12 protein-coding genes are annotated in these 15,247 nt (G+C 35.8%); 7 read left to right on the forward strand and 5 right to left on the reverse strand.

Going from position 1 to position 15,247, the window contains the following annotated elements; translation table 11 throughout:
* Positions 1-39 precede the first annotated feature (39 nt).
* Genes AC51AA_RS17915 through AC51AA_RS17930 form a run of 4 tightly spaced genes read right to left on the reverse strand, consistent with a single transcriptional unit; the run spans position 40 to position 4,041 of the window.
* Entirely contained in the window at positions 40-1,053 is a 1,014-nt protein-coding gene (locus AC51AA_RS17915) for an AAA family ATPase (RefSeq protein ID WP_500703558.1), read from the reverse strand.
* An 11-nt stretch (positions 1,054-1,064) separates the two neighbouring features.
* Positions 1,065-2,285: a DUF4350 domain-containing protein gene (locus AC51AA_RS17920; protein WP_500703559.1), complete on the reverse strand. Its 1,221-nt coding sequence runs from the start codon at positions 2,283-2,285 to the stop codon at positions 1,065-1,067.
* On the reverse strand, positions 2,278-3,048 hold the full coding sequence (locus tag AC51AA_RS17925; RefSeq protein ID WP_500703560.1) for a DUF4129 domain-containing protein: 771 nt from the start codon (positions 3,046-3,048) through the stop codon (positions 2,278-2,280). Before AC51AA_RS17925 ends, AC51AA_RS17920 begins: the two co-directional genes overlap by 8 nt.
* A 12-nt stretch (positions 3,049-3,060) precedes the next feature.
* The gene (locus AC51AA_RS17930) at positions 3,061-4,041 is read right to left on the reverse strand and encodes a stage II sporulation protein M (RefSeq protein ID WP_500703561.1); all 981 of its coding nucleotides are present in this window, start codon (positions 4,039-4,041) and stop codon (positions 3,061-3,063) included.
* Positions 4,042-4,074: 33 nt separating this feature from the next.
* Here AC51AA_RS17930 and AC51AA_RS17935 point away from each other — a divergent pair, with 33 nt between their 5' ends.
* Together AC51AA_RS17935 and AC51AA_RS17940 are read left to right on the forward strand one after the other, a co-directional pair.
* Positions 4,075-4,818 (forward strand): RDD family protein, encoded by a 744-nt coding sequence (locus AC51AA_RS17935; RefSeq protein WP_500703562.1) that lies wholly within the window; start codon positions 4,075-4,077, stop codon positions 4,816-4,818.
* A 107-nt stretch (positions 4,819-4,925) separates the two neighbouring features.
* Positions 4,926-5,531: a trimeric intracellular cation channel family protein gene (locus AC51AA_RS17940; protein WP_500703563.1), complete on the forward strand. Its 606-nt coding sequence runs from the start codon at positions 4,926-4,928 to the stop codon at positions 5,529-5,531.
* A 136-nt stretch (positions 5,532-5,667) separates the two neighbouring features.
* Here the strand turns inward: AC51AA_RS17940 and AC51AA_RS17945 are convergent, their stop codons facing one another.
* A complete protein-coding gene (locus AC51AA_RS17945; RefSeq protein WP_500703564.1) occupies positions 5,668-6,351 on the reverse strand; it encodes a cell division ATP-binding protein FtsE in 684 nt (227 codons plus the stop codon).
* Positions 6,352-6,714: 363 nt separating this feature from the next.
* Here AC51AA_RS17945 and AC51AA_RS17950 point away from each other — a divergent pair, with 363 nt between their 5' ends.
* The 5 genes from AC51AA_RS17950 to asnB all read left to right on the forward strand — a co-directional run bounded on the left by AC51AA_RS17950 (position 6,715) and on the right by asnB (position 15,208).
* Positions 6,715-9,729, forward strand: coding sequence for a tetratricopeptide repeat protein (locus AC51AA_RS17950; protein WP_500703565.1), 3,015 nt, complete (start codon positions 6,715-6,717; stop codon positions 9,727-9,729).
* Positions 9,730-9,738: 9 nt separating this feature from the next.
* Positions 9,739-10,602 carry a PhzF family phenazine biosynthesis protein gene (locus tag AC51AA_RS17955; RefSeq protein WP_500703566.1) on the forward strand — a complete coding sequence of 288 codons (864 nt, stop codon included), beginning with the start codon at positions 9,739-9,741 and terminating at the stop codon, positions 10,600-10,602.
* Positions 10,603-10,717: 115 nt separating this feature from the next.
* Positions 10,718-12,475: a TonB-dependent receptor gene (locus tag AC51AA_RS17960; protein WP_500703567.1), complete on the forward strand. Its 1,758-nt coding sequence runs from the start codon at positions 10,718-10,720 to the stop codon at positions 12,473-12,475.
* Positions 12,476-12,703: 228 nt separating this feature from the next.
* Positions 12,704-13,153, forward strand: a complete 450-nt coding sequence (locus AC51AA_RS17965) for a hypothetical protein (protein ID WP_500703568.1) — start codon at positions 12,704-12,706, stop codon at positions 13,151-13,153.
* Positions 13,154-13,531: 378 nt separating this feature from the next.
* A complete protein-coding gene (asnB, locus tag AC51AA_RS17970; RefSeq protein WP_500703569.1) occupies positions 13,532-15,208 on the forward strand; it encodes an asparagine synthase B in 1,677 nt (558 codons plus the stop codon).
* Positions 15,209-15,247 lie beyond the last annotated feature (39 nt).

A 15,247-nucleotide genomic window follows, 5' to 3' on the forward strand; every position in this document is an offset into this window, starting at 1 on the left:
TTTTCAATGGGCTTTACAGAGGGTAATACGAAAAAAAAATTAACGGGGGATCTCTACCGTTTCGATAATTTGCTTGATGATTTCGGCGCTAGTGATGCCTTCCATTTCTCGTTCTGGAGCGACAATAACACGATGTTGTAAAACGGGTATTGCGGCTTCTTTAATGTCTTCGGGTGTTACAAAATCGCGTCCACTAATGGCAGCAAAACCTTTGGCCGCATTTAAAATCGCAATGGAAGCACGAGGCGAGGCACCTAAGTATAGAAAAGCATTCTCGCGAGTGTTTACTACAATTCTCGCAATGTATTCCAGTAGGTTTTGCTCGATAATAATTTGTTTGACTAAGGCTTGGTATTCTTTTATTTCGTGGGCAGAAAGAATGGTTTTTATCGCTTCTAATTTGCCTTGATCCTGCAATAAATGTTCTCTTTGAAGGATCATGATTTCCTCGTTTAGCTTTGGATAATCAATGGTAATTTTAAATAAAAAACGATCCAATTGGGCTTCAGGTAAACGATAAGTTCCTTCTTGTTCAATAGGGTTTTGTGTCGCTATGACCAGAAAAGGAGTTTCGAGTTGGTAGGCCGAACCATCTATGGTAATTTGACGTTCTTCCATCACTTCAAAAAGGGCAGCCTGAGTTTTGGCAGGAGCGCGATTGATCTCATCAATTAAGATTAGATTAGAGAAAATAGGTCCTTTTTTAAATTCAAATTCAGCAGTTTTCAAATTGAAAATAGAAGTACCTAAAATATCCGAAGGCATTAAATCAGGGGTGAACTGAATACGACTAAAACCAATACTTAAGGTTTTCGATAGTAATTTAGCTGTGATGGTTTTAGCTACTCCTGGAACACCTTCTAATAAAACATGGCCATTGGCCAAAATAGCTACTAAAAGTTGATCGACCATTTTGTTTTGTCCTACAATAACAGTCTCCAGTTCTTTTTTGATGGCCGTAAGGTGATGGAGTAGTGGTGCTAGATTTATTCTCGTTTCAAAATTTACATTCTCGTTGGTTATTGCTGCTTCTGATGTATTGGTATCGTCCATGTTTTGTTTATTTAATTGACTATTTTTTCGATAGCATTATTCATTTTGATTAAATCTTCTTCAAGGCTTCCGTGGTAACTTTTTCGATGTTGGTTAATTAAAAGTACTAATTCTTGGATGTCTTTTTCGTCTTTTCTTGTCTTATGATGCAATTTTTTAATAAAATCAGCGTCGAGTTTACTGGTATCGATTAAATACTCTTGTCGGATTCTTTCTAGGAAATAAATGATTTTTTTGTCGATAATATTTCCATGATCACCTTCTTGATGATACAAATTGCCAATGGTTTTGGTGAAATCAACCGTTAAGTTTGGTAATGGTTGGAGTATGGGAACTATCCGTTGTTTGCGTTTAGCGTTGAAAAGGATAAAAATCAGTAGTCCGATTAATGCAATATACAAGGCCCATTTTAGAGCTGGTTGGCTTAAAATATAACGCAAAGGAGAATCTGAAATGGACTCATTAAGTTGCCCCTTGGTGTACCAATATATGGTTTCTTTTGGTAAGTATGATAATACACTTTGTGCATATTGCGCATGGTCAGCTTTGAGAAGATGAAAGTTAGTAAAAGCCGCTGGTTGGGTGTGTAAATAAAAGAAGCCCTTTTGATAAGGAACCTTTATAAAGTTAATGTTTTTTTTATTGGGTTGCCCTTTGTTTCCTTGATAGCCTAAGACCGTAGTGTTTAAAGTATCAATTTTAGAGAAATAGGTAGCTCCTAAACCTTCGGTTAGGGTATATTTTTTTGAATTTAGCTTTCCATTGGCCAACCAAATTAAAGAGGTGTCGTTTCCGGTATACTGAAGATCAGCATTGCATGCTACTTTTAAACTGTCCAATAAAGTTTTTGGAAATACGTTCATGCTCAAAAAAGCATTGTTTCCGTGCGATACGAAATAAAAAATCTCTTTGATGGATTGAACGTCAATAATGCCAGCAGGGGCAATGTTTAAAAAGGTACCCTTGATGGTGTAATTCTCCACTAAAGTATCTTCGTCATATTTGGAGTCTAAAAACTCATAGGGCGTAAGGGTTGAAATCCTTTCGACTTTTTGATTTTTTAAAAGCCCTTTGATTTCCTTGCTAAAAACATATAATCCTAGTGGGATCTTATCGTTTACCCCATAAGTTGCTCGCCAATCAATAGGTTTTGGTTGGTCGCGTTCTCCAAGTAAGATGAGCGCAAAAATAACGACCAAAATAGCAATATAAATTTTGATGGATTTACTCATTGCCAAAGGTTTTTAAAGCGTTCTTAAAGCGGTTTTCGGCTTTTTCAAAGCTGGTTTGGTCGATCTCAAATTCACCATACCAAATGTAATTGTACAAATAAGACAAGTAGGTAAACTCTTCTTTATGTGCTGGTCTTTGAAGTTCATACAAATAGTCCGAATTGGTTTTTTCAATGTCCCATTCTATATACTGATTTTGCGCCATAATTTTTAACAACCAAAGATAATAATACCGTATGGCGGTTCTTTTTTCTCCGGATTGAAGGCTTGCTGCAATTAGTTTTTCAAAGTCAAAAAGGTGTATGTTTTTTTCGGTATCGGAATAGTAGATTGTTTTTTTATTCGCATTTTTTCCAAAAATCCATTGGCCTTCTCTACCAATGAATGCTTTGGCAAGTAAGTAGATCACAAAAATAATAACCAAAGCCGCTACTGTTTTTAAGGCAATAGTAATAAAATTCAAGGAGGTTTCATTGCTGTTAAAATGGAATATATTTCTTAAGATGGCTGCTAGCCATTCTTTAAAACGATCCCAAGCATTTTTCTCTGGTACTTGTTCTTGGTAAACAAAGTCTGAACCGGTATATTTTTTTTTGAAATTTTTCGCAAAGCTTTTAACTTCAAGGCTAGTGGTATCGATTTGAATGTCCTTTTGTGTAAATTTTTTAGACACCATTTTAGTGGGCTCAGCCGTTGCCAAAGTATCCTGAGCAGTAACGCTGAGGCAAAAGAAAAAGAATAAAAGGAAGAAAACTTTGTTCATTAGGTGTTCCGATTAGGTCAATGAGGCTGATTGTTGTTGTGTTTTTTGGTGTACGATAAAAGGATAAATCAAATAATAAAAAGAGATGATGCTCAAGGTAAAGAGAATGATCAAACTGCTCAGCCAAGTGGGCATGTCAATGGAATATCGGGTTATAAACCCCTCAAGGAATCCAGCGCTAATCGTAAAAGGAAAGGTACTAAGGAATATTTTAAAACTGTTTTTAAAACCGATTTTAAAGGAGTTTACCCTAGAGAAAGTCTTGGGGAAAAGTATGGACGCGCCTAGAATAAAACCTGCAGTTGTTTCAATTACGATAGCAAAAATCTCCATAGCGCCGTGGATCCAAATCCCGCGAACGCTTTTCCAGAAAACACCTTGCTGGTAAAAGAAATATTGAAAGGATCCCAGCATAATACCATTTTGCAAGGAGATATATAAAGTACCAAGGCCTCCAAAAACACCATAGATGTAGCATCTGGCGCCCACATAAAGGTTGTTCATGGTAATGCCAATAAAACTTCCCCAGTTGCTTCCAGAGCCATAAACAGCCATGGGATTTCCTTTTTTTATGTTTTCTAAAGTCATGTTTACATAACCATCCCCTAAGATCAATCGAACAAAATTAGGGTCGTAGCGAGCAGAAACGACACCAATTCCAACGGTAGCAAAAAATAAAACAAAGGCATAAAATAGGTATCTTCGATATTGATAAAGAAGAAGAGGAACTTCTGTTTTGAAGAATTCTAGGAGTCTGTTTTTTTCCGCTCTTTTGGTTTTGTAAATTTTTTGATAAATCTGAGTAGCGAGGTGATTGAGGTAGATAACGGTTTTACTTTTGGGGTAATACGTTTGTGCATAGGATAAGTCATTCATCATTTGAATGTACAAATTAGCTAACTCATCAGGATTTTTTTTAGCTTTACCGAAAATAGCGAGCTCAAATTCGAGCCATTTTTCTTTGTTTTGTTTTATGAAGGCAACTTCTCTCATGGTAGGCTAAAATATAAAACTAAAGTATAAAATATGTCAGAATTATCTATAAATACGACACAAAATGTCAAAATAAATTTTAAATCGGCTTCAGCAGGGGAACGAGTGGGGTCTTATTTTATTGATTTAGGGATTAAGATTGCGTATTGCATCGTAGTTTATGGGATATTTTTTTACTGGTTGAAAGTAGAGCGATTGTTCCAAAAGTTGGATCAATGGTCAGTGATGTCGATTATTTTTATGTTTTATTTTCCAGTAGTTATTTATAGCCTTACTTTAGAAAGTATTTTTGAAGGTCAGACCATTGGTAAGAAATTGAATAAAATCAAAGTGGTTAAAATAGATGGGTACCAAGCTGGTTTTGGAGATTATTTGATGCGATGGTTTTTTAGGCTGATTGACATTACTATTTTCAATGGAATTATTGCTATGGTGACGATTGTTAGCAGTAAAAAAGGACAGCGATTAGGAGATATGGTAGCAGGGACGGCTGTGATTTCTTTAAAAAATAAAATCAATATCAGTCATACTATTTTGGAAGAGATAGGGGATGCTTACGTGCCGACCTATCCCTTAGTGATTAAATTGTCCGATAACGATATGCGTATTATTAAAGAGACTTTTCAAAAGGCGGAGGTTAGAGATGATTACGAAACGATTCACAAATTAGTTGCTAAAATTGAGACTGTGACGGGAATCAAAAATCAATCCGGTAACGAAAAAGACTTTTTACGCATTATTTTAAAAGATTACAATTTTTATACCCAGCATATGTAGGGATATAGAAGAGGTTTTATGTGGAAAGAAATAAGAGAGAATAATAACAAGTAGTTCAATCTTCGCCCCTGAAGCGTTTTTGAATCTTTGCTACTAAAATAAAAACAATGTTTGATTTATTAGAGATTATCGGTACCATGGCTTTTGCTATGTCTGGCGCCTTAACGGCAATGAACAAAAGGTTAGATCCTTTTGGTGTCTTTATCATTGCTTTTGTAACTGCTGTTGGTGGTGGGACCGTAAGGGATGTTCTAATTGGACGAACGCCGGTGGGGTGGATGCTTGATTTAAAGTGGGTTTATGTGATTATTTTAGGTTTTGTACTAGCGCTTATTTTTAGAAAAAAGTTTGATAAACTGCGCACCTCTTTGTTCTTGTTTGATACTATTGGTTTGGGCGTTTTCACCTTGGTTGGATTAGAGAAAGGGATATTAGTAGGATTGCATCCCTTGATCTGTATTGCTTTAGGGACTATGACGGCTTGTTTTGGAGGTGTCACCAGGGACATACTCTGTAACGAAATCCCAGTAATTTTTAGAAGAGAAATCTACGCAACCATTTGTATACTGGGCGGAATCATTTTTTTTGTATTGAAAAAATTACAATTCAACGACGATCTTTTGTATTTGGTGACCTGCGTTGTGATGATCGCGGTTCGTTTGCTGGCCGTAAAATTCAAATGGTATTTACCAGCCTTGGAACACAAAGAATAAGGGCTGTTCTCTCTGGATTCTGAAAAGAGATTCCTCTGTTTTAAACTTAACCCAATACCAATTGACTCGTTCTGCCGACTTTTTCACAAGGAAAAGTGCAAAACAAGCTATGGCATAAATGAAAACCTAAAGAGGGTTATACGCTGCGTTGTACCACTTCAAAGATTCTTTCGTCCTCACATTTCAATGTCTTAGACGGGAATTTCATCAGTAAAGCATAATCGTGAGTGGCCATAATGATGGTTTTACCATTGGCATTGATTTTTTTCAATACTTCTAATACCTCTGAACTGGTTTGTGGGTCTAGGTTTCCAGTAGGTTCATCGGCCAAGATAAACTCTGGATCGTTAAGCAGGGCTCTAGCAATGGCAACACGTTGTTGTTCACCACCAGAGAGTTGATGTGGCATTTTGTTGGTGTATTCTTTCATGCCCACTTTATCGAGTACTTCATCGATTTTGCGTTCCATAGCTTCTTTATCCACCCAGCCTGTAGCCTTTAATACAAAAAGCATATTGTCTTTAACAGAACGGTCTGGAAGTAATTTGAAATCTTGAAATACAATACCAATTTTACGTCTTAAGTAAGGAATGTCATTTTCTTTTAGCGTAGCTAAATCAAATTCCACTATGTGTCCTTCCCCTTCAGTTAAAGGTAAATCTCCGTACAAAGTTTTCATGAAACTACTTTTTCCAGAACCTGTTTTTCCAATTATATAGATGAATTCACCATGTTGAACGTCTAAATTAATATGAGATAAAATTTTTCTTCCTTCTTGATATATAGTTACTTCTTTAAGAGACAGTACGGTTTCTGACATAATAGATTGATTTGAATGGTAAAAGTAATAAGTTAAGGCTTGGATTCAAAATAAATTTGAATCATTTCTTGAGAAAACTTTTTAAAAAACAAAATAAAAATGTATGCTAATGTCCAGTTTTAACTTTGGGTTAGTGTCGACTTGGGTGAATTTTTCTTAAAAATATCTTAACGGGCCTAAGGCAGGTAGTGGTCTTGGTAAAGTGTTTGTCTTGTAGGAACTTATAGGGCTTGTAGGCTTGAAATTCGCCTTTTGAGCAGGGGGTAAATAGTAGCTGTTTAAATATTTGTTCATAATAAATGGGCAAAACGTTTCGTTATAGACGGTATAAAATGATACATTTGAATACTAAATATAATTAAAATGCGTAAACTTTTTTGCTTCTTTTTATTTCAAGTTCTCCTTATCTCGACTAGCGTGACGGCACAGAAATCGGCTATATACACCTACGATTTAAAGGATTTTGACAAAGCCCTGGCTCTGTACAACGATAAACAATATGCATCAGCACAGCATATTTTTGAGAATGTAAAAAACAACGCGACTACAGAAGAAGTGCAATCGGATTGTGCTTATTACATTGCTAATTGTGCCATTAGAACCAATCAAGCTGGTGCGGATGCTTTGATGGAAAAATTTGTGGAGGATTATCCAACCAGCACCAAACAAAACCAGGCCTATATTGAAGTGGCGCAGTATTTCTTTGAACAAGGTAGCTATCCAAAGGCTTTACAATGGTTTGATAAGGTAGATGAAAGTTATATGAGTAAATCCGATGCGGATAAATTTAATTTCCAAAAAGGATATAGCTATTTTAATGCTAAGAAGAAAAAAGAAGCGACGGCCTATTTTAATAAAGTGGTCAACTCTCCTGTATTTGGTTCTCAAGCCAAATACTATTTAGGATTTATGGCCTATGAAGGGGACAATTATAAAGAGGCAACCAAATACTTTGATGAAGTTTCAGGGGAAGAAAAATACAAAGAAAAGCTTTCGTATTATCAAGCTGATATGAATTTTAAATTAGGGAATTTTCAAAAAGCAATTGATTTAGGGCAAAAAGCCATGAGCAAATCCAATGCAGTTGAAAAATCGGAATTGAATAAAATTATTGGGGAAAGTTATTTCAATTTAAAACAATACGGTAAAGCGATTCCGTTTTTAGAACAATATACAGGAAAAAAAGGGAAGTGGAGCAATACAGACTTTTATCAATTAGGCTACGCATACTACGAACAAAAAAACTATGAAAGCGCCATTTCTCAATTCAATAAAATCATTGAAGGAAAAGATTTTGTGGCCCAAAATGCGTATTACCATTTGGGATTGAGTTATTTAAATTCAGGTAAAAAACAAGAAGCTTTAAATGCTTTTAAAAATGCTTCGGAGATGAATTTTAATGCGCAAATTCAAGAAGATGCTGCTTTAAATTATGCCAAACTTAGTTATGAAATTGGAAATGCCTACCAAACTGTTCCAGCAGTTTTACTTGATTTCTTAAAAAAATACCCAAGTAACTCGAGTAAATCTGAAGTAGAAAAATTATTGGTGGACTCTTATATTTCTACTAAAAATTATAAAGAAGCGCTTACTTTACTAGAAAATAACAGATCAGCTGAAAACAAATTAGCGTATCAAAAAGTGCTTTTCTATAGAGGTTTAGAATTGTATACGGAATCCAATTATCAGGAAGCTTTAAAAATGTTTAAAAGTGCCATTAGTGAGCAAAAGAATCCAGAATTTACCGCTCGCGCCACTTTTTGGAAAGCAGAATCAGAATACGTAACAGAAGATTTTCAAAATGCCTTATTGAGTTATAAGCAGTTTGCTGGTATGGCAAATGCTAAAACTACGGAGGAGTATAAGAACATCAACTACAATATTGGATACACCTATTTTAAGTTGAAAGAATACGATCAAGCAGCTAACTCTTTTCAAGCTCAGATCGAGCAATCAAAAGAAGATAAAGTGCGTTTAAATGATTCGTATTTGCGTTTAGGGGATTGTCGATTTGTAAGCTCGAAATACGCCGCCGCAAATGAGGCCTATGCCAAAGCCATCGAAGCAAAAGGAGTGGATGCGGATTATGCGCAATTTCAGAAAGCCATTTCTTATGGGTTTATGTCTAAAAACGATAAGAAAATAGACGAATTAAATAACTTCCTTCAGATGTATAAAAAATCATCCTATAGAGATGATGCCTTATTTGAATTGGCCAATACTTACGCAGTAGAAAAAAAGAATGATCAGGCGATTAAAACCTATGATCAATTAATTTCGGAATTTAAAAGTGGCTCGTTTACTTCAAAATCAATCTTAAAACAAGGTTTGATTTATTACAACTCGGATCGTGATGAACAGGCCTTGACGAAATTTAAAAAAGTAGCGGCTGAGTTTCCAAAAACACCAGAAGCCTTAGAGGCAGTTTCTACTGCCAGATTGATTTATGTGGATTCAGGAAAAGTAGATGAGTATGCGACTTGGGTACGTACCTTAGATTTTGTTGCCGTGACCGATGCGGAATTGGATAATGATACTTATGAAGCGGCTAATAAACAATTCGGATTAAACAATAGCAAACAAGCGATAAGTGGTTTTGCGGGTTATGTGAGTAAATTCCCAACAGGAATTCATGCCTTAGAAGCTAATTTTAATTTAGCACAATTGTATTTTGCAGAGGGTTCTGAAAGCAAAGCTGTAGCGCATTATCAATATGTGATTGAGCATCCAAGAAGCGAATATACCGAGCAAGCATTAAGTAGATTAGCACAGATATTCTTGAAAACGAACGATTGCGATCAATCGATTCCAGTCTTGGTACGTTTAGAGGCTGAAGCGGATTTTCCTCAAAACAAATCTTTCGCTCAGGCGAATTTGATGAAATGTTATTATGACAAAAAGGAGTATGATAAGGCTGTGATTTATGCGGACAAAGTAGCACAAAATCCAAAAGCAGACGCCAATGTAAAAGCAGATGCCCAGATTATAGTAGCACGTGCAGCGATGCAAGCCGGAGATGAGGATAAAGCCAAAGCAGCTTACGCGAAGTTGGCGACAACATCAAAAGGAGAACTTGCAGCTGAAGCCTTGTATTATGACGCTTATTTTAAAACAAAAGAGGGTAAGTATGATGCTTCGAATGTTTCTGTTCAAAAGTTAGCTAAGAATTATTCAGCCTATAAATATTATGGCGCGAAGAGTTTGGTTTTAATGGCTAAAAATTTCTATGGATTAAAAGATAGTTATCAAGCTACTTATATTTTGGATAATGTAATCAATAATTTTACGGATTATCCAGACGTGGTGGAGGAAGCCAAGAAAGAGTTAGGCGCTATTAAGTTGGAAGAGTCTAAAACGAATTCATCGATTACCAAATAAGCAGAGATAATGAGTTTACCTTTTTATATAGTTGATGTTTTTGCTGAGCGTAAATACGCCGGAAATCAGTTGGCGGTTTTTTTGGATGCGGGGCATTTAAGTACTGCAGAAATGCAGACCATTGCCCGAGAAATTAATTTTGCAGAAAGCACTTTTATAACCCAGCTTGATTTGGAAAACAACAGGGCTGAAATTAAAATTTTCACTCCTGCGCACGAGATGAAATTTGCGGGTCATCCCATTATTGGAACCTCTTGGGTTTTGATGCATAAGGTTTTTAAAAATGAACCTCGAAACATTAAACTGCAAGTGCCCATTGGAGAGATACCGATTCATAAAACGGATGAGTTGATTTGGTTAAAAGCAGCGCAACCAGAATTTTTGGATGTTTTTTCGAAAGAAGATTTTTTAGGTTTTAGTAGTTTAGAAAGTCAAGATTTTGACAAAAAATATCCCATTCAGGAAGTGAGCACAGGAAGTGCTTTTGTACTGGTGCCGCTTGCCAATAAAAAAGCATTGGAGGATTTAGTTTTGGATAAAGACAAAACAGACCAATGGCTGAAAACAAATTGCAAAACAACACATAGAGCTTTGTATTTTTATTGCTTAGAGGATTCGAAATTGTATAGTAGAATGTTGTGTATAGAACACAATCAATTGGTAGAGGATGCGGCAACAGGTAGTGCAAGTAGTTGTTTACAGGCCTATCTTTTAAAATACCATGAGCCAGAAATTGAGTTGATTAATTATCAAGGAGATGTTATTGATCGTCCGTCTCAGATTTATTTCAAAGGAAAGCTAGAGGGAGATGATTTTAGCATTCAAATTGGCGGAAAAGCGCAATTCATTGCAAAAGGAGATTGGGAAGCCTAGTGTAAAAGAGCCTAGCAGAGCGTATTTAAAAATTGATAATTGTAAAAAGTAAAAATAAGTGGTAAAAAGGGTTTTGGTTTTAGGGCAGGCCTTTTACGAAAAAAGTATAAAAAATATGAAAATTAATTTCCAGAATAAAACCATCATTTTGATTTTGCTGTTTGTTTTTCAGCTTTCATTTGCACAGAAGAAACAAGAAACCATAGGGACGGAAACGGTCAATGTGGTAAAACCATATTCACCAACGATCTCAGATGCTTTTAAAGTAAAAGAAACGCCTTCGCTTGACGATAAGGGAAATCAACCTAAAGAAACGATAAAATACAGTATTTTATCAGTGCCAGTGGCTTCTACTTTTACACCTTCAAAAGGAAAAGCCGAAGGAGTAGAGAAATCTAAAAAAGAGCGATTATTTAATAATTATGCGACTTTAGGTGTGGGGAATTATGGGACATTAAATGCGGAATTGTTTGTAGCCCAAGATCTAGGTAGTAATGATTTCGTGACAGGGATGTTTCGCCATCATTCCTCGCAAGGTGGTATCAAAGATATTGAATTGAATGATGAGTTTTATGATACAGCGCTTAATGTAGGGTATGGGGTGAACAACAGGGAGATGTCGTGGAATGTGGATTTAGGGTATCAAAATCAAATCTACAATTGGTATGGTTTGCCGGCTGAATTTGGTTCGACTTTAGTTCCTGGTGAACGTAACGACTTGGTGATGGGCATGAATCCGAATCATTCTTATAATACTATTTCCTTAGGAGGAAAGATGGAATTTAATGAAGGGATCTTCAGTAAAATAGCCACTAAGTTTACGCATTTTTCAGATAGTTTTTCTTCTTCAGAAAATCGCTTTTATGTGAAGCCTACCTTCAGCATAGATGTAATGGATCAAGCGATAAATACTAATATTATTGTAGACCACGTTAGCGGTTCATTCAAAAATTATTATGATCAAAGCATTAACGGACCATTAAAGTACAGTTTGACTAATTTTGGTATTGAGCCAAGTTTTGTTGTTCATAAAGACGATTGGACCTTAGAATTAGGAGCAGGATTGTTTTATGCTTTGGACACTGAGAACAGCGGAAACAAGTTTTATATTTATCCAAAAGTGAATGCTTCCTATAAACTAGTAGGGGATTTAATGATTTTTTACACGGGAGCAAACGGGAGTTTGAATCAAAATTCTTATGCTGATTTTGTGAATGAAAATCCATTTTTATCACCGACTTTGAACATGAGGCCCTCTAGTAATCAGTACACTCTTTTTGCAGGTCTAAAAGGGAAATTGGCTACAAACGTAAGTTATAATCTTACTGGGTCTTACTTGAGTGAAAAAGAAAAAGCCTTGTTTAAAGCCAATGATTATACAGAAGCGGCTATCAATGAAAGCTATGCTTTTGGAAACTCTTTTGGAGTGGTTTATGATGACGTAAGAACCATGCGTTTTTATGCGGAATTAAAAGCTGATTTTTCACAAAATGTCTCTTTTGGTATCAATGGAACTTTCAACAGTTATAAAACAGATGGTTTAGAAGCTTGGAATTTACCTTCAATGAAATTGAGTTCGAATCTGGATGTAAACATTACCAAACAATGGTATGCAGGTGTGAATGTTTTTTATGTGGGAGAACGTAAAGACATGCAGTCTAATATTGGGTTGATGACCAATTCAGCTCCAATTCCAGTGACCTTAAAAAGCTATTTGGATGCCAATGCACATCTAGGGTATAATTTCAGTGAACGATTGACTTTTTTCTTGAAATTGAACAATATAGGAAATCAAGCCTACCAAAAATGGATGAATTATCCTGTTCAAGGATTTCAGGTGTTAGTAGGAGGAAATTATAAATTTGATTTTTAAGCGCTAACTTCAAAGTTGGCCCAGTTTTTATACAAGGTTCGCTAAGTCTTTTTAGGACTTAGCGAATTTGTTTTTTAAAATTAGCGTTCGCTTATTGGGATTCCTAGTTTGATTATTTGAGTGATAAGCAATAGGTTGTAACTAGCGTCAGATAGGAAATCAAACGTTGATAAGAAAAAAAAGAATAACTAGAATTTTACGCCTTAATAACGCAATATCAAACAAGAAATGACTTTCAAAGAAAAAATACAGGCCTATTATTTGCAAATGGTTCAAGACCGAATTGATGTTTTTAAAGACATGATTTCGGCTTTGACGGAAGATGCTAAAAACGATGCTAAAGGTTCGGCTGGAGACAAACATGAAACGGCTTTGTCCATGATGCATATTGAGCAAGAAAAGCTCAGTCATAAATTAAAAGAAGCCATTGGCCAAAAAGCGATTTTAGATAAAATAGACGCTTCCAAAACAACGGAAAACATTAGTGTGGGAAGTTTGGTAAAAGCCAATGGGATTCATTTGTATTTGAGTGTAGCGCTTCCTAAAATTAGTATGGAGAGTATTAATGTGATTGCACTTTCTCCACAGTCGCCTCTTGGATCTCATTTGATGGGGAATAAAGTGGGGTTTCAATTTGAAATCAATAAGACACACTATACTATTGAAAGTGTGGAATAGCTCAATTTTTTGGGATTACTTCTTTTAAAGGGGATACTACAAACGAACAAGTCTGGCAGTATACTGTGATTACTTTAGAGGCTAATACTGCTACCGTTTTTTAGACTATTGTTTAAGAATGTTTCATTGTTTCTTTCTTATTATGGTGTTATGTGTACTAATTTGTGTAAAACATTGCGTTTTATAACTTTGTCAAGCCGCTGACTTGAAATTTTCAAGTTTAGCGCTTTTTTTTATGTTAAAATTTTACATTTTACATGTAAAATCATAATTATGGTTTAAAATTGTAACTGAATTGAATATTTATGTTTTTCAATTGTAACCATTATTGCATCTTTGCCTTATCAAAATAAAATTTACAAATAAAAATATATAGTTATGTGTGGAATCGTATGTGCCTTTGATCTCAAACAAAAAGCTGAAACCTTAAGACCTCAAGTATTAGAAATGTCTAAAATTATTCGTCACCGTGGACCAGACTGGAGCGGGATTTATAGTAATGATAAGGCTATTATGTCTCATGAGCGTTTGGCTATTGTAGATCCAGCTTCAGGAAAACAACCTTTATTTACAGAAGATAAAAAGTTAGTTTTAGCTGCAAATGGTGAAATTTACAACCACAGAGAATTGCGTAAACAATTTGAAGGGAAGTATAACTTTCAAACTGAAAGTGACTGTGAAGTGATACTTGCACTTTACAAAGAAAAAGGACCTCATTTTGTAGATGAAATGAACGGAATCTTCGGATTTGCCATTTATGATGTAGAAAAAGATGAGTATTTTATTGCTCGTGACCATATGGGAATTATTCCTTTGTATATCGGATGGGATCAAGACGGAACTTTTTATGTGGCTTCTGAATTGAAAGCCTTAGAAGGATATTGTACAAAAATTGAGTTGTTTCCTCCAGGACATTATATGACTAGTAAAGACGGCGAATTTGTACAATGGTACAAAAGAGACTGGACGGATTATGATGCAGTAAAAGATAACGAAACAAGTATTCCTGAGATCAAAAAAGCTCTTGAGGCTGCGGTTCACAGACAATTAATGAGTGATGTTCCTTACGGAGTTTTACTTTCAGGTGGTTTAGATTCGTCTATTACGTCTGCTGTGGCTAAAAAATATGCACAAAAGCGTATTGAGTCAGATGATACTACAGATGCTTGGTATCCACAATTACACTCTTTTTCAGTAGGACTTGAAGGTTCTCCTGATTTAGCTGCAGCGCAAATTGTAGCCAAACATATTGGAACGATTCACCACGAAATTAAATTCACTATTCAAGAAGGATTAGATGCTGTTCGTGATGTGATTTACAACTTAGAAACTTATGATGTAACTACCGTTAGAGCTTCTACTCCAATGTGGTTAATGGCTAGAGTGATTAAGTCAATGGGAATCAAAATGGTATTGTCTGGTGAAGGTGCTGATGAGTTGTTTGGAGGGTACTTGTATTTCCATAAAGCGCCAAACGCAAGAGAATTCCACGAAGAAAACGTTCGTAAATTAGGGAAGTTACATATGTACGATTGTTTGCGTGCGAACAAAAGTTTAGCCGCTTGGGGAATTGAAGGTCGTGTTCCGTTCTTGGATAAAGAATTTATGGATGTAGCGATGCGTATCAACCCTCAAGATAAAATGATCAACAAGGAGCACCCAATGGAAAAATGGGTAGTGCGTAAAGCTTTTGAAGATATGTTGCCAGAAAGTGTAGCATGGAGACAAAAAGAGCAGTTCTCTGATGGAGTAGGATACAGCTGGATCGACACTTTGAAAGAAGTGGTAGCTAAAGAAGTTTCGGATGACCAATTGGCTAATGCTAAATACAAGTTCCCATTACAAACGCCAACGTCTAAAGAAGAGTATTACTACCGTTCTATTTTTGCTGAACATTTTCCAAGTGATGCAGCAGCGTTATGTGTGCCTCAAGAAGCAAGTGTAGCTTGTAGTACAAAGATTGCTTTGGAGTGGGATGAGGCTTTCAAAAACATGAACGATCCGTCTGGTAGAGCAGTGGCTAGTGTGCACGATGATGCATATGCCAAGGCATAAATAATATAATGATTAGAATTAGTAAGTAGGAAGACGTTC

It is taken from the genome of Flavobacterium sp. OHVDL-2026-0007, assembly GCF_059882335.1.